This window comes from Nonomuraea sp. NPDC048892 (genome assembly GCF_040649735.1).
Classification (GTDB): Bacteria; Actinomycetota; Actinomycetes; order Streptosporangiales; family Streptosporangiaceae; genus Nonomuraea; species Nonomuraea maheshkhaliensis.
Genome location: NZ_JBEZFZ010000007.1, coordinates 485049 through 507920 on the forward strand (window position 1 = coordinate 485049; position 22872 = coordinate 507920).

The 22872-nt window shown below is 71.7% G+C and carries 27 protein-coding genes; 19 read left to right on the top strand and 8 right to left on the bottom strand.

Annotated elements, in window-relative coordinates; translation table 11 throughout:
* Positions 1–2: 2 nt before the first annotated feature.
* The 3 genes from AB0C28_RS26290 to AB0C28_RS26300 form a co-directional block, all read right to left on the bottom strand.
* The gene (locus AB0C28_RS26290; protein ID WP_358078054.1) at positions 3–1559 is read right to left on the bottom strand and encodes a trypsin-like peptidase domain-containing protein; all 1557 of its coding nucleotides are present in this window, start codon (positions 1557–1559) and stop codon (positions 3–5) included.
* Positions 1560–1693: 134 nt separating this feature from the next.
* On the bottom strand, positions 1694–2704 hold the full coding sequence (gene ligD, locus AB0C28_RS26295) for a non-homologous end-joining DNA ligase (protein ID WP_357852350.1): 1011 nt from the start codon (positions 2702–2704) through the stop codon (positions 1694–1696).
* A 48-nt stretch (positions 2705–2752) separates the two neighbouring features.
* Complete coding sequence (locus AB0C28_RS26300; RefSeq protein ID WP_357852353.1) at positions 2753–2947, bottom strand: hypothetical protein; 195 nt, start codon at positions 2945–2947, stop codon at positions 2753–2755.
* A 385-nt stretch (positions 2948–3332) separates the two neighbouring features.
* On the opposite strand from AB0C28_RS26300, the gene hisD reads away from it, so the two are divergent.
* From hisD to hisF, 9 genes are all read left to right on the top strand, one after another.
* Complete coding sequence (gene hisD / locus AB0C28_RS26305; protein WP_357852356.1) at positions 3333–4649, top strand: histidinol dehydrogenase; 1317 nt, start codon at positions 3333–3335, stop codon at positions 4647–4649.
* Positions 4646–5716, top strand: coding sequence for a histidinol-phosphate transaminase (locus AB0C28_RS26310; RefSeq protein ID WP_358078056.1), 1071 nt, complete (start codon positions 4646–4648; stop codon positions 5714–5716). The genes hisD and AB0C28_RS26310 overlap by 4 nt, the downstream gene beginning before the upstream one ends.
* A complete protein-coding gene (hisB, locus tag AB0C28_RS26315; protein WP_106244651.1) occupies positions 5713–6306 on the top strand; it encodes an imidazoleglycerol-phosphate dehydratase HisB in 594 nt (197 codons plus the stop codon). Before AB0C28_RS26310 ends, hisB begins: the two co-directional genes overlap by 4 nt.
* The gene (locus AB0C28_RS26320; protein WP_346111766.1) at positions 6303–6458 is read left to right on the top strand and encodes a hypothetical protein; all 156 of its coding nucleotides are present in this window, start codon (positions 6303–6305) and stop codon (positions 6456–6458) included. Before hisB ends, AB0C28_RS26320 begins: the two co-directional genes overlap by 4 nt.
* Positions 6452–7090: an imidazole glycerol phosphate synthase subunit HisH gene (gene hisH, locus AB0C28_RS26325; RefSeq protein ID WP_357852363.1), complete on the top strand. Its 639-nt coding sequence runs from the start codon at positions 6452–6454 to the stop codon at positions 7088–7090. The genes AB0C28_RS26320 and hisH overlap by 7 nt, the downstream gene beginning before the upstream one ends.
* Before the next feature lie 91 nt (positions 7091–7181).
* Positions 7182–7511 carry a hypothetical protein gene (locus AB0C28_RS26330; RefSeq protein ID WP_357852366.1) on the top strand — a complete coding sequence of 110 codons (330 nt, stop codon included), beginning with the start codon at positions 7182–7184 and terminating at the stop codon, positions 7509–7511.
* A complete protein-coding gene (gene priA / locus AB0C28_RS26335) occupies positions 7512–8234 on the top strand; it encodes a bifunctional 1-(5-phosphoribosyl)-5-((5-phosphoribosylamino)methylideneamino)imidazole-4-carboxamide isomerase/phosphoribosylanthranilate isomerase PriA (RefSeq protein WP_358078059.1) in 723 nt (240 codons plus the stop codon). It abuts the gene before it with no gap.
* 21 nt (positions 8235–8255) lie between these two features.
* Positions 8256–8666 carry a Rid family hydrolase gene (locus AB0C28_RS26340; RefSeq protein WP_357852372.1) on the top strand — a complete coding sequence of 137 codons (411 nt, stop codon included), beginning with the start codon at positions 8256–8258 and terminating at the stop codon, positions 8664–8666.
* Positions 8663–9424 (top strand): imidazole glycerol phosphate synthase subunit HisF, encoded by a 762-nt coding sequence (hisF, locus tag AB0C28_RS26345; RefSeq protein ID WP_346111761.1) that lies wholly within the window; start codon positions 8663–8665, stop codon positions 9422–9424. Before AB0C28_RS26340 ends, hisF begins: the two co-directional genes overlap by 4 nt.
* Before the next feature lie 85 nt (positions 9425–9509).
* On the opposite strand, the gene AB0C28_RS26350 is transcribed toward hisF, so the two are convergent.
* From AB0C28_RS26350 to AB0C28_RS26360, 3 genes are all read right to left on the bottom strand, one after another.
* Positions 9510–10871, bottom strand: a complete 1362-nt coding sequence (locus AB0C28_RS26350; protein WP_358078062.1) for a glutamine synthetase family protein — start codon at positions 10869–10871, stop codon at positions 9510–9512.
* A 61-nt stretch (positions 10872–10932) separates the two neighbouring features.
* A complete protein-coding gene (locus tag AB0C28_RS26355) occupies positions 10933–11094 on the bottom strand; it encodes a hypothetical protein (protein WP_169789240.1) in 162 nt (53 codons plus the stop codon).
* Between the two features lie 317 nt (positions 11095–11411).
* Complete coding sequence (locus AB0C28_RS26360; RefSeq protein ID WP_358078065.1) at positions 11412–12041, bottom strand: TIGR03085 family metal-binding protein; 630 nt, start codon at positions 12039–12041, stop codon at positions 11412–11414.
* A 116-nt stretch (positions 12042–12157) separates the two neighbouring features.
* Between AB0C28_RS26360 and AB0C28_RS26365 the strand changes: the two genes are divergently transcribed.
* Both AB0C28_RS26365 and AB0C28_RS26370 read left to right on the top strand, forming a co-directional pair.
* Positions 12158–13948: an ABC transporter ATP-binding protein gene (locus AB0C28_RS26365; protein ID WP_357852502.1), complete on the top strand. Its 1791-nt coding sequence runs from the start codon at positions 12158–12160 to the stop codon at positions 13946–13948.
* On the top strand, positions 13945–15726 hold the full coding sequence (locus AB0C28_RS26370) for an ABC transporter ATP-binding protein (RefSeq protein ID WP_357852382.1): 1782 nt from the start codon (positions 13945–13947) through the stop codon (positions 15724–15726). The genes AB0C28_RS26365 and AB0C28_RS26370 overlap by 4 nt, the downstream gene beginning before the upstream one ends.
* Positions 15727–15778: 52 nt before the next feature.
* Here AB0C28_RS26370 and AB0C28_RS26375 read toward each other — a convergent pair whose 3' ends face one another.
* Positions 15779–16156, bottom strand: a complete 378-nt coding sequence (locus AB0C28_RS26375; protein WP_358078068.1) for an ATP-binding protein — start codon at positions 16154–16156, stop codon at positions 15779–15781.
* A gap of 4 nt (positions 16157–16160) precedes the next feature.
* On the bottom strand, positions 16161–17018 hold the full coding sequence (locus AB0C28_RS26380) for an MEDS domain-containing protein (protein ID WP_357852385.1): 858 nt from the start codon (positions 17016–17018) through the stop codon (positions 16161–16163).
* A gap of 118 nt (positions 17019–17136) precedes the next feature.
* On the opposite strand from AB0C28_RS26380, the gene AB0C28_RS26385 reads away from it, so the two are divergent.
* From AB0C28_RS26385 to trpB, 8 genes are all read left to right on the top strand, one after another.
* Positions 17137–17487, top strand: a complete 351-nt coding sequence (locus AB0C28_RS26385) for an STAS domain-containing protein (protein ID WP_346111755.1) — start codon at positions 17137–17139, stop codon at positions 17485–17487.
* A 55-nt stretch (positions 17488–17542) separates the two neighbouring features.
* Entirely contained in the window at positions 17543–17902 is a 360-nt protein-coding gene (gene hisI / locus AB0C28_RS26390; RefSeq protein WP_357852391.1) for a phosphoribosyl-AMP cyclohydrolase, read from the top strand.
* Positions 17903–17911: 9 nt separating this feature from the next.
* Positions 17912–18589 (top strand): Trp biosynthesis-associated membrane protein, encoded by a 678-nt coding sequence (locus tag AB0C28_RS26395; protein ID WP_358078071.1) that lies wholly within the window; start codon positions 17912–17914, stop codon positions 18587–18589.
* 110 nt (positions 18590–18699) lie between these two features.
* A complete protein-coding gene (locus AB0C28_RS26400; protein ID WP_358078074.1) occupies positions 18700–19320 on the top strand; it encodes a DUF4190 domain-containing protein in 621 nt (206 codons plus the stop codon).
* A gap of 165 nt (positions 19321–19485) precedes the next feature.
* Positions 19486–20043, top strand: coding sequence for a CD225/dispanin family protein (locus AB0C28_RS26405; RefSeq protein ID WP_357852399.1), 558 nt, complete (start codon positions 19486–19488; stop codon positions 20041–20043).
* Between the two features lie 46 nt (positions 20044–20089).
* A complete protein-coding gene (locus AB0C28_RS26410; RefSeq protein ID WP_357852402.1) occupies positions 20090–20521 on the top strand; it encodes a DUF2752 domain-containing protein in 432 nt (143 codons plus the stop codon).
* Positions 20522–20643: 122 nt separating this feature from the next.
* The gene (gene trpC / locus AB0C28_RS26415) at positions 20644–21483 is read left to right on the top strand and encodes an indole-3-glycerol phosphate synthase TrpC (RefSeq protein ID WP_357852405.1); all 840 of its coding nucleotides are present in this window, start codon (positions 20644–20646) and stop codon (positions 21481–21483) included.
* Positions 21484–21521: 38 nt separating this feature from the next.
* Positions 21522–22727: a tryptophan synthase subunit beta gene (gene trpB, locus AB0C28_RS26420; protein WP_357852505.1), complete on the top strand. Its 1206-nt coding sequence runs from the start codon at positions 21522–21524 to the stop codon at positions 22725–22727.
* Positions 22728–22872: the final 145 nt, after the last annotated feature.

The window sequence follows — 22872 nt, forward strand, 5'->3', positions numbered from 1 at the left end:
GGTCAGGCGCGGGTCTGGAGCCGGAAGGTGCTGACGTTGTCGCGCTGGGTCGGGTCGAGGCGGGTGGAGGTGACGCGGGCGGTGATCGGCAGCCGGCGCGCGGCGTCGTCCGCGAGGTCGAGCCGGGCGGTGATCCGTACCGGCCTGCCCGGGTGGACGGCGGCGATCGTGCAGGCCACGTTCCGGCCCGCGCTCTTGCAGGCGGCCCCGCCGGCCGAGGCGGGGCGGACGCCGGCCGGGAACGCGAGCTGGACCGGCACCTGGGCGGCGGCGGCCAGCCCGCGCAGGGTGACGGTGGCGGTGACGGTCGCCGAGCCGCCGCGCGCGACCGGGCGCGCGGGGCCGCTCAGCTTGACGGACAGCGCGTCGTAGACGCCGTCAGGGTCGGCCTGCTTGACGATCGCGCCGTAGCCTTCGACGTTGAGGGCGTTGGCGACGGAGTTGCCGTCGGCCTCGCCGTCCTCTTTGCCCGCCGACAGCACGCCGACCAGGTCGCCGGTGCCCTTGATGACCCACGGCCCGCCGCTGTGCCCCTTGAACAGATGGCAGTTGTACGTCTCCAGCCGCCCCGCCCGGCCCGTCTCCCCGGTGGCGCTGCGGGCGGAGAGCATGGGCTCGGCGTGGCTGACGCCGGCGATCTGCCTGGTCCTGCCCAGGCACCAGAGCTGGTCCCTGCCGTCGTACGGCTTCCTGCCGAGCAGGCCGGGGTAGCCGGTGGTGGTGATCGTGTGCTTGCCGCCCTGGTTGAGCATGGGGGTGAAGGCGCCGACGGCGTCCTGAAGGGTGCCGTCGCGCTTGCCGACCTCGATGATGGCGATGTCGTAGACGCTGTTCCAGTCGCCGCCGCTGGTGCCGGTGTATCCGTCGGGCTTCCACGCCCGCCGGCCGCCCCATCGCCCGTACGGCTCCCGCTCCCGTATGCCGGCGCCTCGGCCGTCGTAGGCGGGGACGAAGGCGAAGTTGCTGTGCCACCGGCCGGTCGAGGAGTCGTCCGGCACGCCGTACACGCAGTGGGCGGCGGTGACGATGAGCAGCTTGGAGGCGGAGCGGATGACGGAGGCGCTGCAGGAGTCGCCGCTGCCGGCGGCGTTGACGAAGAAGAGCCGGCCGCTGATGCGGCTGAGGGGCGCGTCGGTGTACGGCCTGCGCATGCGGGCGTATCCGTTGTCGTCGCCGCCCGGGGTGATCAGCTTGGCCGGGGGCACGCTGTGCCGCACGGTGGCGCTCTTGGGGGCCGCGTTCCCTCCGACCGCGTTTCCCAGGGCTGAGCTTCCGGGGGCCGCGTTCCGGGAAGCCGTGGTCTCCTGGGTCGTGCTCCGCAGGCTCTGGGGCAGGTCGGAGGCGGTGGCCTGGGCCTGTTTGCCCGGCGTCCAGTAACGCACGGCCTTCCCGGGGCGCATCAGCGGCGACGCCTCGGCGCCCCACGCGGGCCGGATCGGGGCCGCCGCCTGCTCGGCCGACAGGACGGCCGGCGCCGCGGGTGGCTGGTCGGCCGCCGCGGGCAGCGCGGGCGCGGCGCCCGTCAGCGTGATCAGGGTGGTGACCAGAGTTCTCCGCACAATGTCCCCCGAGCAGCTCGACCGATATAGCGATCACTTTAAGTCACCATAAGGGTGCGAAGAGTGGTCGGGGTGGGCGTGTCGCGAGGATGACGGCGGACGCACTCTGTTCGCCTGCCGGGACAAGCGAAACGTCAGCCCGCCGCGGCGTCGCCGGTCGTGTTCGGGGGAAGGATCTCGTTCGTGCTCGCCTCGGCCGGTTCGCGGTCGGGCCGCAGCCCCCGCCAGGACGGGTGCCGCAGCCGCCCGTCACCGGTGACCTCGGCGTACTGCACCTCGCCGACCACCCGGGGCTCCACCCAGCGCGCGTCGCGGGCGTGCTCGCGCGGCACCGGCTCGCCGAAGGGCGGGTCGGGGCGTTCCAGGGGCGTGAGCCGTTCGAGCAGGTCGCGCAGCATGGTCTCGGTGAAGCCGGTGCCGACGTGGCCGACGTAGCGCAGCCGCCCGCGCGGGTCGTACGCGCCGAGCAGCAGTGACCCGATCGTCCCCGACCGGCGCCCGCCGCCGGGTTTCCAGCCGCCGATGACGACCTCGACGGTGCTGACGTTCTTGACCTTCGTCCATTCGGCGCTGCGCCGGCCGGGCCGGTACGGCGAGGTGGTGCGCTTGCAGACGACCCCTTCGAGCCCGAGCTGCCGCGAGGAGTCGAAGGCCCGCGCGGCGTGGTCGGCGAACCAGACGGGCACCTGCCAGCGGAAGCCCGGCGTGAGCGTGCTCTCCAGCAGTTCGCGCCGCTCGGTGTAGGGGCGGGCGATGACGCTGTCGTCGCCGAGGTGGAGCAGGTCGAAGGCCATGAACGTGACCGGCGTGGTCCTGGTCAGTTCGGCGACAGCGACGGGGTTGCGCTGGTGCATGCGGGGTTGCAGGGCCTCGAAGCTGGGCCGTCCTGCCTCGTCGAAGGCGACGATCTCCCCGTCGAGCACGGTGGGGAGCGGGCCGGCGGCGCCCGCCATGAGCTGGAGTTCGGGGTAGGCGGGGGTGATGTCCTTGCCGTTGCGCGACATCAGGCGGACGGCGCCGTCCTCGACGTAGGCGAGGGCGCGCACTCCGTCCCATTTCATCTCCACGGCCCAGTCCGCACCCTGGACGGAGGTCAGGGTGCCGAGCTGGGCCAGCATCGGCGAGTAGGCCGGCAGCCGCGACATGGTGCATGCCGTACCCCGTCTGCTTGATCGACAGTGACGGGGAGGGGTCTACAGATGGTCAAGCGGCGTGTGTTCGACGAGTTCGGCCAGGTCGACACCGTGCTGGCCGAGTTCGGCGACGGTGGCGCAGTAGCCGCGCAGGTAGGTGCGGCCGTTGACCTGATGGGAGACGCGCAGCAGCGGGCGATCGTCGAGGATGATCGCCTCCACCAGGATGCCGTCGGGGCCGCGCCACTGTCCCATGCCGGTAAGAGTATGGGAGTGGACATAATGGACAGGTAATGCCGGCGGCCCCCGTGGTCGCGGGGAGACGCCGGGAAACCCGGTGAAAACCGCCCTCCACGACACGCGGCGCGGGTAAAAACGACGCAACGTTAACTTTAGGTTACTCGAAGTTTTTCTTGGCGTGGCGCGTTAGTGAGGCCGCGCCGGGGGCAGTGGTGCGTGTCGGAGCTTTCCCCGGCCGTGGCCGTACCCCCGTGACGGCCACGGCGGCCACCCCGGCAGGCCCGGTCCGGGGTGCGGCGGCCGCGGGGCGTGCGTCGGCGAGCGCCGCCCCGCGACCGCCGGGCCGTTCCGCGATGTGGACAGAACCGGATTCAGGGTCTGGACTCCGTAGACTGTCAGGGTGATTTCCCGTATCGACATGCGCGCTTCCCTGCCCGGGAATCTGCGCGACGTGCTGCCCCGCGCCGAGCTCGACGTCGAGGCCGCCCTGGAGAAGGTGCGGCCCATCTGCGAGGACGTACGCCATCGCGGGGCGGCAGCCGTACGGGAGCTGACCGCCAGGTTCGACGGTGTCGAGATCGCCTCCGCCCGCGTCCCCGCCGAGACCCTGGAGCGGGCCCTGGCCGAGCTGGACCCGAGGGTGCGGGCGGCCCTTGAGGAGTCGATCAGGCGGGCCAGGCTGGTCCACCGCGACCAACGCCGCGCCGACGTGACCACCGAGGTCGTGCCCGGCGGCACCGTGACCGAGCGGTGGGTGCCGGTCGACCGGGTGGGCCTCTACGTCCCCGGCGGCCGGGCGGTCTATCCGTCCAGCGTGGTGATGAACGTGGTGCCCGCGCAGGAGGCAGGCGTCGGCTCGCTGGCCGTCACCAGCCCGGCGCAGAAGGAGTTCGGCGGGCTGCCGCACCCGACGATCATGGCCGCGTGCGCGCTGCTGGGCGTGGACGAGGTCTACGCGGTGGGCGGGGCGCAGGCGGTGGCCATGTTCGCCTACGGCACCGAGGAGTGCCCGGCGGCCACGATGGTGACCGGTCCTGGCAACATCTACGTGGCGGCGGCCAAGCGGCTGCTCAAGGGGCGCATCGGCATCGACTCCGAGGCCGGCCCGACCGAGATCGCCATCCTGGCCGACGAGACGGCCGACCCGGTCCACGTCGCCGCCGACCTGATCAGCCAGGCCGAGCACGACACGATCGCCGCCGCGGTGCTGGTCACCACCAGCGCCGAGCTGGCCGACGCGGTCGAGAAGGAGCTGCCGGGCCAGGTCTCGGCCACCCGCCACACCGAGCGCATCACCGAGGCGCTGAGCGGCCGGCAGTCCGGCATCGTGCTGGTCGGCTCGATCGACGACGGGCTGAAGGTGGTCGACGCCTACGCCGCCGAGCACCTGGAGATCCACACCGCCGACGCGGCGGCCGTCGCGGCGCGGGTGCGCAACGCGGGGGCGATCTTCGTGGGCGCCTACGCGCCGGTCTCGCTCGGCGACTACCTCGCCGGCTCCAACCACGTGCTGCCCACGGGCGGCTGCGCCTGCCACTCCAGTGGCCTTTCTGTGCAGTCGTTCCTGCGCGGCATCCACGTCGTCGACTACACCCGCGAGGCGCTCGCGGGCGCGGCGGCGCACGTGTCGGTGCTGGCCGACGCCGAAGACCTGCCCGCACACGGCGCCGCGATCCGGGCCCGATTCGACTGGCGAGTGCCGACGGAGACCGCGTGAACCTGGACGATCTGCCGATCCGAGACGATCTGCGGGGCAAGACGCCCTACGGCGCTCCCCAGATCGACGTCCCGGTCCGGCTCAACACCAACGAAAACCCCTACCCGCCCTCGCCCGAGCTGGTCGCCGACCTGGCCCGCGAGATCGGGAAGCAGGCGGGCACGCTCAACCGCTACCCCGACAGGAACGCGGTGGCGCTGCGCGCCGGCCTGGCCGGCTACCTCGGCCACAGCCTGACCACCGAGCAGGTGTGGGCGGCCAACGGCTCCAACGAGGTGCTGCAGCAGATCCTGCAGGCGTTCGGCGGCCACGGCCGCACCGCGCTGGGGTTCGAGCCGTCCTACTCCATGCACCCGATCATCACCGGCGGCACCAGCACCGAGTGGGTCAGGGCGACCCGCGAGGAGGACTTCTCCCTCGATCCGGGCAAGGCCACCGCCGCGATCGAGGAGCACCGCCCCGACGTCGTCTTCCTCACCTCGCCCAACAACCCGACGGGCACCGCCCAGCCGCTGGAGACGATCGAGGCGGTGCTGGCCGCGGCGCCCGGCATGGTCGTGGTGGACGAGGCCTACGCCGAGTTCGCCCGGGAGGGCACGCCGTCGGCGCTGACACTGCTGCCCGCCCATCCGCGGCTGATCGTCACCCGGACGATGTCCAAGGCGTTCGCGATGGCCGGCACCCGGCTGGGCTACCTGGCCGCGCATCCGGCCGTGGTGGAGGCGCTGCTGCTGGTACGGCTGCCGTACCATCTGTCGACGCTCACCCAGACGGCGGCGCTGGTGGCGCTGCGGCACCGGGCCGAGCTGCTCGGCACGGTCGACGCGCTGCGGCGCGAGCGGGACGCGACGGTGGCCTGGCTGCGCGGCAAGGGGTTGTCGGTGGCCGACTCCGACGCCAATTTCGTGCTGTTCGGGCGTTTCCCCGACCGGCGCAAGGTGTGGGAGGGGATGCTGGAGCACGGCGTGCTCATCCGCGAGGTGGGCCCGCCCGAATGGCTGCGTGTGTCGATCGGCACGGGCGAGGAGATGACGGCGTTCCGCGCCGCCCTGGAAGGAGTCTTGTGAGCCGCGTAGGTCGCGTCGAGCGTGTCACGAAGGAGACCTCGGTCCTGGTGGAGGTGGGCCTCGACGGCACCGGCCGGGTCGAGGTGGCCACAGGGGTCGGCTTCTACGACCACATGCTGGCCCAGCTGGGCAAGCACGGTCTCTTCGACCTGACCGTCAAGACCGAGGGCGACCTGCACATCGACTCCCACCACACGATCGAGGACACCGCGCTCGCGCTGGGCGCGGCGTTCCGCGAGGCGTTGGGCGACAAGTCGGGCATCAGGCGGTTCGGCAGTGCGTCGTGCCCGCTGGACGAGTCGCTCGCCCAGGTCACCGTCGACCTGTCCGGCCGCCCCTACCTGGTGCACTCCGAGCCCGAGGGCATGGCGCCGATGATCGGCCCCGAATACGACACGACGATGACCCGCCACATCCTCGAGTCGTTCGTCGCCCAGGCCGCGATCTGCCTGCACGTGCACGTCCCCTACGGCCGCAACGCCCACCACATCGTGGAGTCCCAGTTCAAGGCGCTGGCCAGGGCGCTGCGTGAGGCGTCCGAGCTCGACCCGCGCGCCACCGGGGTGCCCAGCACCAAGGGCGTCCTGTGACCGACAACCTGCTCGCCGGGGTGATGGTGTTCATCGGGCTGTTCCTGGGCGGCGGTGTGTTCTCCCTGCTCAAGCAGGGGCTGAAGATCGGCGCGGCCGTCTGCGCGGTCGGCGCGGTTCTGGCGATCACGGCGGGGGTGTTGTGGTGGTGAGCAAGAAGAACGTGGTGGTGCTCGACTACGGCTCGGGCAACCTGCGCTCGGCCGAGCGTGCCCTGGCCAGGATCGGCGCCGAGGTGAGTGTGACGTCCGACTTCGCCGCGGCGCTCGACTGCGACGGTCTCGTCGTGCCGGGCGTGGGCGCGTTCGAGGCGTGCATGAAGGGCCTCAAGGGCGTGCGCGGCGAGCAGATCGTCGGGCGCAGGCTGGCCGGCGGGCGGCCGGTGCTGGGCATCTGCGTGGGCATGCAGATCCTGTTCGCCAGGGGCGTGGAGCACGGCGTCGAGACCGAGGGCTGCGGCGAGTGGCCGGGCACGGTCGAGCGGCTCGAAGCCCCCGTGCTGCCCCACATGGGGTGGAACACCGTCAAGGCGCCCGGCGGCAGCGTGCTGTTCGACGGGCTCGACGCGGCCACCCGCTTCTACTTCGTGCACTCCTACGGGGTGCGCGAGTGGGAGCTGCGCACGGGTGACGGCTTCGCCGAGCCGCTGGTCACGTGGGCCGAGCACGGCGTGCCGTTCGTGGCCGCGGTGGAGAACGGCCCGCTGATGGCCACCCAGTTCCATCCGGAGAAGAGCGGCGACGCCGGAGCCGCGCTGCTGCGCAACTGGCTCGGCACGATATGAGCCGCCGCGCCGCCGCGTACCACCCGGCCCGGGGCGCCATGAGCCGCCGCTCTGCCGCGCACCTGGCCTGTCAGGCCCGCCGGGAGAGACCGTGAGCAAGGAACGCGCCCGGCGGCGGGCCGAACGTGAGGCCGAGCGGGCCCGCGCGATCCAGGTCAACGAGGAACGGCAGGCCCGCAGGGCCCGCCGCCGCGCCTGGCTGGCCCGCCTGGTCCCACGCCCGATCCGGTTCTACCGCCAGGGCGGCCTGCTCGCCCGCCGCCACCGCGCCCAGAACGCGGTGGTGGCGCTCGGCTTCGTGATCGTCCAGGTGATCGCCTGGCTGATGTGGGGCTCGCTCCCGGTCAGCTTCGGCGTCCTCATCTTCTCCCTGTTGCTCGCGCCCGTTGTCGTGACCCTCGCCTTCGACCGGAGGATCTGAATGTCGCTCGTATTGCTGCCCGCCGTGGACGTCGCCGACGGCCAGGCCGTACGCCTGGTGCAGGGCGAGGCCGGCACCGAGACCGGCTACGGCGAGCCCCTGGCCGCCGCGCTGGCCTGGCAGGAGGCGGGCGCCGAGTGGATCCACGTCGTCGACCTCGACGCCGCCTTCGGCCGCGGCACCAACCGCGACCTGATCGCCGAGGTCATCGGCCGGGTCGACGTGAACGTGGAGCTGTCCGGCGGCATCCGCGACGACGAGTCCCTGGCCGCCGCCCTCGCCACCGGCTGCCGCCGGGTCAACATCGGCACCGCCGCGCTGGAGAACCCCGAGTGGTGCAGGAAGATCATCGCCGAGCACGGCGACCGGATCGCGGTCGGGCTCGACGTACGCGGCACCACCCTGGCCGCCCGCGGCTGGACCGAGGAGGGCGGCGACCTGTGGGAGGTCCTCGACCGGCTGGAGTCCGACGGCTGCCCCCGCTACGTGGTCACCGACGTGACCAAGGACGGCATGCTGCAGGGCCCCAATCTCGACCTCTACCGCCGCATCTGCGCCCGTACCGACAAGCCCGTGGTGGCCAGCGGCGGCGTTTCCAGCCTCGATGACCTGCTGGCACTCGCTTCTCTCGTCCCGGAGGGAGTGGAAGGCGCCATCGTGGGCAGGGCGCTCTACGCTCACGCGTTCACACTGGGAAACGCGCTGGCCGCGGTACGCGTGTAGCTCTTGCCGGGAGGGGGCGAGATGAGCGTCGGTTCCATCGGTATGGAAAGCACCGGATACCGGGTGTTCTCGGGCGGCATCTGGGAGGAGAAGTACGGCTACGCCCGCGCCGTGGTGGCGGGTGACCGGGTGATCGTGTCCGGCTGCACGTCCACGGTCGACGGAGAGGTGCGCCACGTCGGCGACGCCTACAGACAGGCCCGGACCGCGATCGACATCGCGCTCGAAGCCGTCCTGATGGGCGGCCTGGCGCGCGAGGACGTCATCATGGTCCGCTACTACGTGGTCGAGCAGCGCCACTTCGACCACGCCGGGCGGGCCATCAACGAGGTCTTCGGCAAAGTACGGCCCGCCTGCACCGGGGTGCGGGTGGCAGGACTGGTCGACCCGCGCATGCTGGTCGAGATCGAGATAGAGGCACTGCGAGCATGACCGTTGCGGTAAGAGTCATCCCCTGCCTCGACGTGGACGCCGGGCGTGTGGTCAAGGGCGTCAACTTCGAGAACCTGCGCGACGCGGGCGACCCCGTCGAGCTGGCCAGGCGCTACGACGAGGAGGGCGCCGACGAGCTGACCTTCCTCGACATCACGGCGTCGTCGGGCGAGCGCGAGACCATGCTCGACGTGGTGCGCAGGACCGCCGAGCAGGTGTTCATCCCGCTCACCGTCGGCGGCGGCGTCCGCGCGGTCGAGGACGTCGACCGGCTGCTGCGCGCGGGAGCCGACAAGGTGTCGCTCAACACGGCCGCCATCGCCAGGCCCGAGCTGCTCACCGAGGCGTCCAGGCGCTTCGGCGCGCAGTGCATTGTGCTGTCCGTGGACGCCCGCCGGGCGCAGGGCACGGCGAGCGGGTTCGAGGTGACCACCCACGGCGGCCGGCGCGGCACCGGGATCGACGCGGTGGAGTGGGCCGCCAGGGGCGAGGAGCTGGGCGTGGGCGAGATCCTGCTCAACTCGATGGACGGCGACGGCACGCTCGACGGCTACGATCTGGAGATGCTGCGCGCGGTCAGGGCGGCCGTGCGGGTGCCGGTGATCGCCAGCGGTGGCGCGGGCCGGCTGGAGGACTTCCCTCCGGCGGTCGCGGCGGGCGCCGACGCCGTCCTGGCGGCCAGCGTGTTCCACTTCGGCACCCTGAAGATCTCCGAGGTCAAGGAGACGCTGCGGATGGCGGGCCACCCGGTCCGCTGAACCTCTGTCCTGACGCCCGCCGCGCCCCGGCGGGCGTCGGCGCCGCTCCGGGCCTGTTCCGTCACGGGCGTCCCTGTCGCGCGGGTCAGAACACCCGCAGATGGTTGAACAGCTCGTAGGAGACGTCCTTGGCGGCGAACGCGGCCGCCTCGGACCGCTTGACGGTCAGGTACGCGTTGCGCCGCAGCGGCCCGAGCGCCTCCATGAGCACCTCGTCGGCCTCCAGCGCGTCCAGCGCCTCCTCCAGCGAGGCCGGCAGGCGGGGATAGCGGCCGGGAACCGTGTCGGGGTCGACGTCCACGGCCTCGCCCGGGTCGAGCTTGCGCCGGATGCCGTCGAGCCCGGCGTGGATGACGGCGCCGAGCGACAGGTAGGGGTTGGCCGAGGAGTCGGAGGGCTTCAGCTCCAGGTTGGGCTCGCCGCTGTCGCCGAGCGGGGAGCACACGCGCACGGCCGCCTCCCTGTTGTCGGGACCGTAGACGGCGTACGCGCTGGACCACATGCGGGGCGCCAGCCGGCGGAAGCTGTTGACGCTGCCGCACGTCAGCGCGGTGAGGGCGGGCAGGTGGGCGAGCAGCCCGCCGATGAAGCCGGCCCGCACCTCGCCGTCCTCGGCGAACAGGTTACGGGAGTCGCTCCACAGCGACAGGTGCAGGTGGGTGCCGTTGCCGGCCTGGTCGGCCAGCGGTTTGGGGGCCAGCGAGGCCCACATCTGCATGCGCAGGGCCACGCCGCGTACGGTCTCGCGGTAGATGACGTGGTTGTCGGCGGCCCGCAGGGCGGGGGCGTGGCGCACGGACAGCTCCTGCTGGCCGGGGCCCAGCTCCGGATGGTAGTGCTCGACCCGCAGCCCTTGCGTCTCCAGGGCGCGCATCAGCTTGATCGTGTAGTCGTGGGCGGTGTCGAAGCCCAGCCCGGCATAGCAGAGCGTGTCGTCGATCGGCACCAGCCGGTCGGGCCCGCCCGCCGGATCGGGCAGCCTGCGGCCGAGCGTGAACTCCGGCTCGAACGCGGCGACGAGTGTGTAACCCTCGGTCGCCAGATCGGCGATGGCGTCCTTGAGAAACGTCCGCGCGCACGCCTCCCAGGGGGCGCCGTCGGGACGGCGCAGGTCCGACAGCATGGCCGCGGCGCCGGGAGCGTACGGCAGCGGCACATACGTGGCGGGGTCGGGAACGATGCGTACCTCACCCACCGGACCCATGTGCTCGACATCCTGGAGCTGGTCGAGCATGTTCATCGCCATCATGGCCACCGTGTGCCCGATGCCTGTGCTGAGCCGTTCGGCCAGCCGCGACCGAGAAGCCGCCTTGCCACGGATCACGCCACCGTGGTCGGCGTACAGGAACCGGATCAGCTCGATGCCCTCAAGCTCGGCCCGTTCGAGGATCCGCCGGGCGTTGGGATCGAGCTGATTGATCTTGGTGCCGCTCGGGCGATCTGTCATTCTGCCTGCGTAACACGATCTGGCAGCGCTTGGAAGCACCTGACGCAGACAGAACCTTCCGTCAGGTCAGAACACTTGAGAAGAACACGGCCAACTGATTGGCTCCCTGAATGATTCCGTCGAACACACCGTTGACCGCGGCGGCGGCTTGGGCCGGCCGGGTGAACAGGTAGAAGACCACGAACGCTACAGCCACGTACGTGATCACCTTCTTGACCTGCATGGGGGGCCTCCTGCAGTCCATTCCCAGCCGTATATACCCGGATCTGGGCGATCACTAGGCATCTTCTGTGAAGATGTACATGATCCTAACCGGGGGGCTTCTTTCTCCTGCCATGGTACGGGCTTGAACCCGCGCGCGAGCGCCTGCCGCGCTGGGATTTCCGTGACGGCAGGGGCGCGGCAGGTGGGTGCCCCGTGACAGAAGATTGATCGGCTTTCAGCCAGGTCACAAGGGTCGATCGGAGTGCAGGCGGGCGGGCGTCGAGCCCGGATCCCGCTCGGCGGCCCGATCGCGGGCAGGGCCGGTCGGCGTGTCGTTCAGACCCCCAGGGTGGCCTCGCGCAGTGCGCTGACGGCGTCGGGCTCGCCGGTGAGCTCCACCCTGGCGTGCGCCTGCCGCCCGAAGCAGAACATGAGCAGCTCGGCCGCCCGCCCGGTGACCTCGACCCGGGCGCCGCCCTTGGGGCCGCCGAGCGCGACGCCGCCGCCGAGCCGGTGCAGCACCACGCCCACGGGCGACCTGCGCAGCATCAGCCGGGCCCCGCCCGAGACCCGCTTCCAGATCAGCCGTTCGAGGTCGTCGGGCAGCGCGCGGGGCTCCCAGTCGGGCTGGGCGCGGCGCACGTCCTCGTGGTGCACGAACAGCTCCAGCGTGTTGACGGCCTCGTCGAGCGCGGGAAGCAGGGCGTACACGCCGCCGGGTGAGCGGACCAGGCCGACCAGCTCGGGATAGGGCAGGCGCGTCTTCAGGCGGTTCTGCACCGAGGCGGTGTAGCCGGCCAGCGGCTTGAGCGCGAGACCGGGCGCCGCGTCCAGTCTGCGCTCGCGGATCGCGAGGTGGGCGGCCAGATCGGCGGTGGTCCAGCCCGTGCACAGGGTCGGCTCGTCCGGGCCGAGCCGGTCGAGCAGGTCGCAGAGCGCGGTGCGTTCGCCACGAGCATGAGTCACAGGCCAACCCTACCGGTGGGAATAACGAAGTGATCAGACGTGATACTGACATACGTATAAACGTGCGAGCTTGAGAGGAAATCCCCCGCGTGGCGAGCAAGGTCACCTCGGCCGTGATGCGTCAAGGACTCCGTGTCCTTGGGGTGGCCATCCGCACTGAGAAGACGGTCTTCGCGCTGGCGGTCACCGCCAGCGCCCTCTACGGAGGCATGACCGTCGCCTCCGCCTGGGCACTCGGCTGGGCGACGCAGAACGTGGTGCTGACCTCGTTCACCGAAGGCGACGTCACGGCGGGCGCGCTGTGGACCGGCGTGCTGCTGATCTTCGGCACCGCGCTGCTGAAGGCCATCGGCGTGGCGGGGCGGCGGATTCTGGCCGGCGTCATGCAGTACCGCATGCAGGCCAGGTCGCGCCGCGACGTGACCAAGCAGTACCTGCGGCTGCCGCTGTCGTGGCACCACCGCCACCCCACCGGGCAGCTCCTGTCGAACGCCAGCGCCGACGCCGAGGCCGCCTGGGCGCCCCTCGCGCCGCTGCCGATGGCGGTCGGCGTGATCGTCATGCTGGTCACGGCGGCGGTCGCGATGGTGTTCACCGATCTGGTGCTGGCCCTCGTCGGCTTCCTCATCTTCCCGGCCATCGCCGTGCTCAACCTGGTCTACCAGCGCCGGCTCAGCCCCCTCGCCACCCGGGCCCAGCAGCTGCGCGCCGAGGTCAGCGAGATCGCGCACGAGAGCTTCGACGGCGCCCTCGTCGTCAAGACGCTCGGCCGCGAGGAGCTGGAGACCGACCGGTTCCGGCGCCGCGCCCACGAGCTGCGCGACGCCAACATCGCCGTCGGCCGGGTGCGCGGCCTGTTCGACCCCATGCTGGAGGCCCTGCCCACGCTGGGCGTGCTCGCGGTCCTGGCCGTGGGCGCGAGCCGCCTGTCGGCCGGCGCGATCGACGCCGGTGGGCTGGTGCAGGTGGCCTACCTGTTCACGCTGCTGGCCTTCCCCATCAGGGCGCTGGGCTGGGTGCTGGCCGAGCTGCCGCGCAGCGTGGTCGGCTGGCAGCGGGTGCAGGCCGTCCTGGAGGCGACCGGCTCCATGGAGTACGGCACCACCGCCGCCACCTCCGCCGACCCGGCCGAGTTGCGGATCAGCGGCGTCTCCTATGCCTACGGCGAAGCGGAGGTGCTGCACGACGTCACCTTCGACGTGCCCGCCGGCCGCACCGTCGCCCTCGTCGGCCCCACGGGCTCGGGCAAGTCCACGCTCGTCCAGCTCCTGGCCCGCCTGGTCGACCCCGGCTCAGGCCAGGTGCTGCTCGACGGCGTCGACCTGCGCGAGCTGCCGTACGGGGGCGTCGCGGAGTCGGTGGCGCTGGTGCCGCAGCAGACCTTCCTGTTCGACGACACCGTACGCGGCAACATCGCGCTCGGCGGTAACGATCTTGGGGATGAGGACGTGTGGGCCGCCCTGCGCCTGGCCCAGGCCGACGGGTTCGTCGCCCGCATGCCTTCCGGGCTCGACACCCGGGTCGGCGAGCGCGGCGCCACCCTGTCCGGCGGCCAGCGCCAGCGCCTGGCCCTGGCCAGGGCCGTCGTGCGCCGCCCCCGCCTGCTCGTACTCGACGACGCCACCTCCAGCGTGGACCCCCAGGTCGAGGCCAGGATCCTGCACGGCCTGCGCGACGCGGCCGAGGCATCGACGGTCGTGGTCGTCGCCTACCGGTTGGCCACCATCGCGCTGGCCGACGAGGTCGTCTACCTCGACCGGGGCCGGGTCGTCGACCGCGGCACGCACGAGGAGCTGCTCGCGCGCTGCCCCGGCTACCGCAACCTGGTGACGGCCTACGAGCGCGAGGAGGCCGAGCGCGCGGCCATCGACATTCCCCCGATCGAGGAAGAAGAGATCAGCGCATGACGGTCCAGAGCATCCGGCGCGATTCGGAACGTTCCGCGCTGGCCACGGTGCGCCAGGGGCTCTCCCTGACCCCCGAGTTCCGCAAGGGGCTGGCGGGCACGCTGGCGCTGGCCGTCATCGCCACCATCGGCAAGATCATCGTGCCGATCGCGGTGCAGCAGACGATCGACACCGGCCTCAAGGGCGGCACTCCCGACGTTCCGTACATCACCGGCGCCGTCGTGATCTGCGCCGCCGCGGTGGTGCTCACCGCCCTGGCCGCGTACGTGATGAACGTGCGCCTCTACAAGGCCACCGAGTCCTCCCTGGCCACCCTGCGCGTGCGGGGCTTCCGGCACGTCCACGACCTGTCCGTGCTCACCCAGAACACCGAGCGCCGCGGCGCCCTGGTCTCCCGCGTCACCAACGACATCGACCAGATCAGCACCTTCATGCAGTGGGGCGGGCTGATGATCATCGTGGCGTTCGGCCAGCTGTTCGTGGCCACCGTCCTGATGTTCGTCTACTCCTGGCAGCTCACGCTGCTGGTCTGGGCCTGCTTCGTTCCGCTCATGATCGCCCTGCCGCGCTTCCAGCGGCTGCTGTCGCGGGCGTACACGGTCGTGCGCGAGCGCACCGGCGACATGCTGGCCGCCGTCAGCGAGTCCGTCGTCGGCGCCGCCGTCATCAGGGCCTACGCCTCGGAGCGGCGCACCGCAGAGCGCGTCGACCAGGCCGTGGACGCCAACAAGAAGGCCCAGACCAGGGCGCAGACCATCGTCGGCTTCGTCTTCCCGCTGACCGAGATCGTGGCCGCGCTCGCCATCGCCGGCATCGTCCTGCTCGGCGTGCGGCTCGGACTGTCGGGCGACATCACGCAGGGCGAGCTGGTGGCGTTCCTGTTCCTCGTGACGCTGTTCGTCTCGCCGCTGCAGACCGCCACCGAGGTGCTGAACGAGGCGCAGAACGCCGTCGCCGGCTGGCGCCGCATCCTCGGCGTCCTCGACACCCCTCCCGACGTCGCCGACCCCGGCGAGAACGGCGTGCAGCTGCCCCGCGGCCCCATCGAGGTCGCCTTCGAGAACGTGCACTTCTCCTACCCCGGCGGCGTGCCCGTGCTGAGCGAGGTCACGATCGAGATCCCGCCCCGCTCCCGCGTCGCGATCGTGGGGGAGACCGGCTCGGGCAAGACCACGTTCGCCAAGCTCCTGACCAGGCTCATGGACCCCGGCTCAGGGCGTGTCACGGTGGACGGCCACGACCTGCGCGACGTGCGCTTCTCCTCCCTGCGCGAACGGATCGTCATGGTCCCGCAGGACGGCTTCCTGTTCGACGGGACCCTGGAGGACAACATCCGCTTCGGCAAGCCGTCGGCCACCGCGGAGGAGATCGAGCTGGCGCTGACCGAGCTCGGCCTGGCCGACTGGCTGGAGGGCCTGCCCGCCGGCCTGGCCACGCCGGTCGGGCAGCGCGGCGAGTCGCTGTCGGCGGGCGAGCGCCAGCTCGTCGCCCTGGCCCGCGCCTACCTCGCCGACCCCGACCTGCTCCTGCTGGACGAGGCCACCTCCGCGGTGGACCCGGCCACCGAGGTACGCCTGGCGCGCGCCCTCGAAGGCGTCACCAGGGGCCGCACGGCCGTCTCGATCGCGCACCGCCTGTCCACGGCGGAGAACGCGGACGAGGTCCTGGTCTTCGACTCCGGCCGCCTGGTGCAGCGCGGGCCGCACGCGAAGCTGGTGGACGAGCCCGGCGTGTACGCCGACCTGCACGCCTCCTGGATCTCCGCCGCCCGCTCCTGACGCCCCCCGGCTCCTGAGCCCTGCCCGCTCTGAGCGCCGCCGCTCCTGAGGCTCAGGCGCACATGGCGGCGAAGGTGACGCTCGTGCCCGCAGGACCCGACACGATCGTGATGTGCTCGCACAACATGCTCGTCAGCCACAACCCCCGCCCGCAGGAGTCGAACCCCGCGGGCGGGCGCATGTCGCCCATCCACCCCGCCGGCAGCCCCGGCCCCTCGTCGCTGATCTCGCACCACAGCCGCTCGCCCCGCGTCCACAGCCGCAGCCGCCCGTGCCCGCCCCCGTGCACGACCGCGTTCGTGACGATCTCGTTGACGGCCAGCACGAAGTCCTCCAGCCCCCTGCCGCTCAGCCCCGCGCGCCCGGCGTGCTCGGCGACGGCCCTGCGCAGGAACGTGATCCGTCCCCGTGCGAAGCTCGTGCAGTACACCTGTCTACACATCGCCGACCCGGCGCACGGCGATGACCTCGTCGGCCCTGATCAGCTTGAGCACCCGGGCCACCGACGCCCCGCACACCACGGAGGTGCTGCCGAGCGGCCTGGCCAGGGCCGTGACGGTGAGCAGCTGCGCCGAGCCGGCGTCGATGAAGTCGAGCCCGGTGGCGTCGACCACGACCTCGCCCGGTTCGTGCTCCAGCCGCGCCAGCAGCGAGGCGAACGCCGGCCGGTTGGTCAGGTCGACGTCCCCCCACACCCGCAGCCCCGGCGGCGAGCAGGTGTTGGCGAAGCGCAGCAGCGCCTGCTCGGGGGAGATCGGATGCACCGAGGCGGCCCGGTCGAGAGCGTCGCGGGGGAAGAGCCGGCGGTCGTACTGGCACACGGCGGCCAGCCACCGCTCCCCGAACAGCTCGTTGGTCGCCGCCTCGAACGTCGCCTGCCCGCGCGCGTCGCCCACGCCCCAGGAGGCGTCGATCAGCGCGTACACGCCGTGCTGCCCGTGCTCGCGGGCCCGGTCGTGGGCGCCGGCCAGCTTCGCGTGCACCCGTTCGAGATCGAGCGAGCCGCCGGTGAAGTAGGTGTCGGCGCACGCCACGATCTCGATCCGCCCGGCGTGCTCGGCGTCGGCGAACCCCGGCACCAGCGGCGCCAGCCACGCGCGCGTCCGCTCGGGGCTGTCGGCGTGCGTGATGAGCACCACCTTGGTCCGGCGGCGCAGGCCGTTCATCGTGAACGCCTGCGTGGCCGTCATCCGCTCCCGCTCGCCCTCGAACGGCAGGCAGACGTGATCACCCAGGTCGGGATCGAGGACGGAGCCCGCGACGTGCACCACGATCGTGTCCTCCCCTAGCACGCGTCGGCTCCGAAATTACTCCGGTCCACGCCATCACGTAGCGCATTCTCTGTAAAACCCACTGTGACGCACCCCAGACCGGTGTACCTTTTCGGCGGGGCCACCCGTGGGAGGGGACATGAGGAGCATGGGCGTGGATGTGCTGGAGATGTCACGACATCAACACGGGGAGCTCGTGGTGGTCAGCCTGGCGGGTGAGCTCGACGTCGACAACGTCTCCCGGGTGCGCCAGTGCCTCGACGAGGCCGTCCGCGCGCACGGCCCCCGGCTGGTGGTCGATCTGAGTGGGCTGACGTTCATCGACACCACCGGGCTCGGCGTGCTGGTGCGGCAGCTGGCCGCGCTGCGCGACCGCGACGGGACCATGGCCCTGGTGGTCCCCGACGGGCTGGTGCTGCGGCGGCTGCGGCGCACCAATCTGGCGCCGTTGTTCCCCATTTACGACACGCTCTCCCAGGCCCTGGCCTGAGATCCGGGGGAGGCCTGCGCGGCACAGCGGTGGCGGGGGCACGACCCTGGGCTGGTTGAATGGCAGCATGTCGCTCGACCCCAAGATCGCCGCCCGGCTCAAGCGCAACCCCGACGGCCTGATCCCCGCCATCGCCCAGCAGTACGACACCGGTGAGGTGCTCATGCTGGCCTGGATGAACGACGAGGCCCTGCACCGCACGCTCACCACCGGCCGGGCCACCTACTGGTCGCGCAGCCGCGCCGAGTTCTGGGTCAAGGGCGACACCTCCGGCCACGTCCAGCACGTCAAGTCGGTGGCGCTCGACTGCGACGGCGACACCCTGCTCGTCAAGGTCGACCAGGAGGGCGCGGCCTGCCACACGGGCGAGCGCACCTGCTTCGACGCCGACCGGCTCGACATCGTGCTGAGCTAGGCGGACGGCATGGGGGCTGACAGGGCAGAAGGGCCGGACGGGGCAGAGCGGGCAGACCGGGCTTCCGGATCGGACGGGGCTCATACGGCGGCCGGCCGGGCGGCCGGATCGGGCCGGGCCTCCGGGCGTGGCGAGTTGTGGGGCTGGGTCGTGGCGACCGCGCTCGGCTGCCTCCTGGTGCTCTTCGCCGCCGGGCAGACCTGGGTGCGGGTGCTCGGCGGCGCCGGGGCGGCCGCGCCCACCGGCGGTGACCTCGGCCCGGTGCTGACCCCCGCCGCGCTGGCCGGGCTGGCCGGGGTGGTGGCCGTGCTGGCCGCCAAGGGGCTCGGCCGCCGCGTCGTCGGCGTGCTGCTCGCCCTCTGCGGCGTGGCCGCCGCGGCCGGGACGTGGACGGCGCTCGACGACGCCGGCGTCACCGGCTGGCTGCGCGAACGCAACGTGCTGCACGGCGTTACCGACCTGCCCTGGGAGCCGGTGGCCTGGTGGCCCGTCGTGTCCGGCGCGGGGGCCGTACTGATGATCGCCGGGGGAGCGGTCGCGGTCGTGCGCGCGGGCGCGTGGGCCGGCATGTCGGCCCGCTACGACCGGGAGAAGAGCCCGCCCGCCGGCGCGCAGGCGCAGGTCGCCGACGACAGAGCGCTCTGGGACGCCCTCGACCGCGGCGACGACCCGACCGATCCCCGCTGAGCACCCGGCCCTGGCGGATCCACCATTGTTCTAAAGCCTTGTCCGCCAGGCGGACGTTTCCTCAATAAGCTGCCGTTGCAACTCGCCACGGACATTTGAGGAGCCGGCTCATGAGCTACGGGGATCAGGGTGAAAACGGCGGCTACGGGGCCCAGCCTCCGGGGGGAGGCTACGGCCAGCAGCCCTACGGTGGTGACCGGAGTTACGGCCAGCAGCCCCAGAGCGGCGGTTACGGCCAGCAGCCGCCGAGCAGCGGCGGTTACGGGCAGCAGCCTCCCGGCGGCTACGGCGGCGGTTACGGGCAGCAGCCGGCCAGCCATCCGCAGCAGCTCGGCTACGGTCAGCTGCCTCCCAGCGGGGGCTACGGTCAGCAGCCGCCCAGCTACGGCGGTTACGGGCAGCAAGGGTATGGCCAGCAGGGCTACGGGCAGCCGGGTTACTACGCGCCGCCCCGCTCCACCAACGGCATGGCGGTGGCCTCGCTCGTCCTGGGCATCATCGGCCTGATCTTCTGCGGCCTGACCAGCATCCCCGGCGTGATCCTCGGCCACATCGCGCTCAACCGGATCAAGCGCACGGGCGAGGAAGGCTCGGGCATGGCCGTGGGCGGTCTGGTCACTTCGTACATCACGGTTGTCATCTGGGTGTTGTGCTGGCTCATCTTCGGCGGCATGCTGCTGTCCCTGATGGGCCTGAGCGCCGCCGCCACGTCGTCCTCGTACGACTACTGAAACCGGCGGCGACATGTGCCGCGCGTAGCCGGACCGTGACGACCCGCTTGCGGTCCGATTACGAATTGTCCGCAAGATGGACGTTAGTCCACGTAGCAGATGGTTTCTCGCTAGGCTGCCGCGCGCAACTCAGACTCAAAGATGACGACATGAGGGGTCATTAGCATGAGTTACGGTAACCAGGGCGACGGCGGATACGGCGCTCAGCCGCCCGGTGGCGGTTACGGTCAGCAGCCTCCGAGTGGCGGCGGTTACGGCCAGCAGCCCCCCAGCGGTGGCGGTTACGGCCAGCAGCCTCCGAGTGGCGGTGGCTACGGCCAGCAGCCCCCCAGTGGTGGCGGTTACGGCGGTGGCTACGGGCAGCAGCCTCCGAGCGGTGGCGGCTACGGCCAGCAGCCTCCCGGTGGCTACGGAGGCGGTTACGGCGGCGGCCCCGGCGGCCCCGGCGGCAACCCGCCGGACAACCACCTCGTCCCCGCCATCCTCACCACCCTCTTCTGCTGCCTCCCGCTCGGCGTCGTGTCGATCGTCAAGTCGTCGCAGGTGAACCAGAAGTGGCAGATCGGCGACTACGCGGGCGCCCAGCAGGCCTCCGAAGAGGCCAAGACGTGGTGGAAGCGCAGCCTGATCGTCGGCGCCATCGGCTCCGGCCTGCTGATCATCGCGTACGTGCTGTTCTTCGTGATCTTCGCCGCCAGCATGTCCTCGTACTCGTCGTACTAGGCCGCGTGAGACGACGAGCACGTACCGGAAGGCGGATACTGAGAGCATGAGCTTCGCAACAACCGAGCGGCACGGCACGAGACGCCTCAAGGCCCTGCTGCCGCCGCTCGGTGTTGCGGCCGCCGCTGGCGTGGCGTTCGCCGTGGTCGGCCTGGTGGATCCCAACGAGCCCGGTCACTACCCGACCTGCCCGTTCCTGGCGATCACCAAGCTCTACTGCCCGGGGTGCGGCACGCTGCGCACCATGCACGCCCTGGCCCACCTCGACCCGGTCGCCGCGCTCGGGCTCAACCCGCTCGCCATGGCGATGATCCCGTTCCTGCTGTTCTGGTGGGGACGGTGGGTCCTGCGGTCGTGGCAGGGGCGGCCGCGACGCACGACGCTGGCGCATCCGGCGTGGCTGTGGGTGTTCATCGGAGTGGTCATGGTCTACTGGGTCGTCCGTAATCTGCCCTTCGGGGCGTTCCTCGCTCCCTGACCGGGTGCCGGTGGCGAGGTGACCCCACGCGGGCCGATACCATCGCAGGATAAAGGCGAGAGAGCGGACGCGACGCGAACTCTCCGCCGCCCCCAGCAGCCGACCGGAGGGACCTCAAGCGCGTGAGTGAGCGGACGGAAGGGCCAAGCGTCCTCGACGACATCCTCGACGGGGTGCGCGCCGACCTCGCCGCACGTCAGCGGGACGTCTCCATTGACGAGCTCAAGCAGCGAGCCGAGCGGGCGCACGCGCCCAGAGACGCCATGGCCGCGCTCGGGGGCGACAGGATCTCGGTGATCGCCGAGGTCAAGCGCTCCAGCCCGTCGAAGGGCGCGCTCGCCGCGATCGCCGACCCGGCGGCGCTGGCGGCCGACTACGAAGCGGGCGGCGCCCACGTCATCAGCGTGCTGACCGAGCGGCGCAAGTTCGGCGGCAGCCTCGAAGACCTGGCCGCGGTCCGCGCCCGCGTCGACATCCCGATCCTGCGCAAAGACTTCATCCTCACCTCCTACCAGCTCTGGGAGGCCCGTGCCCACGGCGCCGACCTGGCTCTGCTCATGGTCGTGTGCCTGGAGCAGGAGGCGCTGGTGTCGCTGATCGAGCGGGCCGAGTCGATCGGGCTCACCCCGCTGGTCGAGGTGCACACCGAGGACGAGCTCGATCGGGCGGTCGCCGCCGGCGCCCGGGTCATCGGCGTCAACGCGCGCAATCTGAAGACACTCGAGGTCGACCGCGATGTCTTCACGAAGCTGGCGCCGAAGATCCCCGATAATGTGATCAAGATCGCCGAGTCGGGGGTGCGCGGGCCGCACGACCTGCTCGCCTACGCCCGTGGCGGCGCCGATGCCGTGCTGGTGGGGGAGAGCCTGGTCACCGGAAAGGACCCGCGCAAGGCAGTGGAGGCGCTGGTGACCGCCGGCGCCCACCCGTCGACGCGCCCCGACCACTCAGCAGAGGGATAGCAGTGGCAAACGAAGGCACCATCCTGACCGCCGCCGACCTGGCCGGCAACGGCGCGCGTGGCGACGACCCCGACGTGCACGGCAAGTTCGGCATCTTCGGGGGCCGCTACGTGCCCGAGGCGCTCATCCCGGCGCTCGACGAGGTCGCCGCCGTCTACGAGAAGGCCAAGAACGACGCGGAGTTCCTGCGCGAGTTCGACCACCTGCTGCGCACCTACGCGGGCCGGCCCACCACGCTGACCGACGTGCGGCGCTTCAGCGAGCAGGCCGGCGGCGCCAGGATCGTGCTCAAGCGCGAGGACCTCACCCACACCGGCGCCCACAAGATCAACAACGTGCTCGGCCAGGCCCTGCTGACCAAGCGGCTGGGCAAGAAGCGCGTGATCGCCGAGACCGGCGCCGGCCAGCACGGCGTGGCCACCGCCACCGCCGCGGCCCTGCTCGGGCTGGAGTGCGTCATCTACATGGGCGCGGTCGACTGCGAGCGCCAGGCGCTCAACGTGGCCAGGATGAAGCTGCTCGGCGCGACCGTGGTGCCGGTGACCAACGGCTCCCAGACGCTGAAGGACGCCATCAACGAGGCCTTCCGCGACTGGGTGACCAACGTCGACACCACCCACTACCTGTTCGGCACCGTCGCCGGGCCCCACCCGTTCCCCGAGATCGTGCGCGACTTCGCGCGCATCATCGGCGTCGAGGCCCGCCGCCAGATGCTGGAGCTGACCGGCGCGCTGCCCGACGCGGTGTGCGCGGCGGTCGGCGGCGGCAGCAACGCGATCGGCGTCTTCCACGCCTTCCTCGACGACCAGGACGTCGCGCTGCACGGCTACGAAGCCGCCGGCCACGGCCTGGAGAGCGGTGAGCACGCGCTCACCCTCACCGCCGGCTCGGTCGGCGTGCTGCACGGCTCGCGCACCTACGTGCTCCAGGACGACGAGGGCCAGACCATCGAGTCCCACTCCATCTCCGCCGGGCTCGACTACCCGGGCGTCGGCCCCGAGCACGCCTGGCTGAAGGACACCGGTCGCGCCACCTACCACGGCGTCACCGACGACCAGGCCATGGCCGCGTTCTCGCTGCTGGCCAGGACCGAGGGCATCATCCCCGCCATCGAGTCCTCCCACGCGCTGGCCGGCGCGCTGGAGCTGGGCCGCGAGCTCGGCCCCTCGGCCACCATCCTGGTCAACCTGTCCGGGCGCGGCGACAAGGACATGGGCACGGCGATGAAGTACTTCAACCTCTGACACCTGCGGCCCTGTGACACCGCGGCTCGACGGTTCTGCGGCCCGGCGGCTTGGCGGCGGCTTGGTGGCGGCTTCGTGGCGGCCGGGAAGCCGCCGTGACACATCGGCGCCCGACCGGCGCGGGGGATTCTGGGGCGGGCGCGCG

Coding starts and splice junctions, on each gene's coding strand:
- ligD (WP_357852350.1), bottom strand. CDS start 2,704: ATGTCGCGGCTGCCGGCCTACTCGCCGATGCTGGCCCAGCTCGGCACC.
- AB0C28_RS26300 (WP_357852353.1), bottom strand. CDS start 2,947: ATGGGACAGTGGCGCGGCCCCGACGGCATCCTGGTGGAGGCGATCATC.
- priA (WP_358078059.1), top strand. CDS start 7,512: ATGTCGCTCGTATTGCTGCCCGCCGTGGACGTCGCCGACGGCCAGGCC.
- AB0C28_RS26340 (WP_357852372.1), top strand. CDS start 8,256: ATGAGCGTCGGTTCCATCGGTATGGAAAGCACCGGATACCGGGTGTTC.
- hisF (WP_346111761.1), top strand. CDS start 8,663: ATGACCGTTGCGGTAAGAGTCATCCCCTGCCTCGACGTGGACGCCGGG.
- AB0C28_RS26350 (WP_358078062.1), bottom strand. CDS start 10,871: ATGACAGATCGCCCGAGCGGCACCAAGATCAATCAGCTCGATCCCAAC.
- AB0C28_RS26355 (WP_169789240.1), bottom strand. CDS start 11,094: ATGCAGGTCAAGAAGGTGATCACGTACGTGGCTGTAGCGTTCGTGGTC.
- AB0C28_RS26365 (WP_357852502.1), top strand. CDS start 12,158: ATGCGTCAAGGACTCCGTGTCCTTGGGGTGGCCATCCGCACTGAGAAG.
- AB0C28_RS26370 (WP_357852382.1), top strand. CDS start 13,945: ATGACGGTCCAGAGCATCCGGCGCGATTCGGAACGTTCCGCGCTGGCC.
- AB0C28_RS26385 (WP_346111755.1), top strand. CDS start 17,137: ATGAGGAGCATGGGCGTGGATGTGCTGGAGATGTCACGACATCAACAC.
- AB0C28_RS26395 (WP_358078071.1), top strand. CDS start 17,912: ATGGGGGCTGACAGGGCAGAAGGGCCGGACGGGGCAGAGCGGGCAGAC.
- AB0C28_RS26400 (WP_358078074.1), top strand. CDS start 18,700: ATGAGCTACGGGGATCAGGGTGAAAACGGCGGCTACGGGGCCCAGCCT.
- AB0C28_RS26405 (WP_357852399.1), top strand. CDS start 19,486: ATGAGTTACGGTAACCAGGGCGACGGCGGATACGGCGCTCAGCCGCCC.
- AB0C28_RS26410 (WP_357852402.1), top strand. CDS start 20,090: ATGAGCTTCGCAACAACCGAGCGGCACGGCACGAGACGCCTCAAGGCC.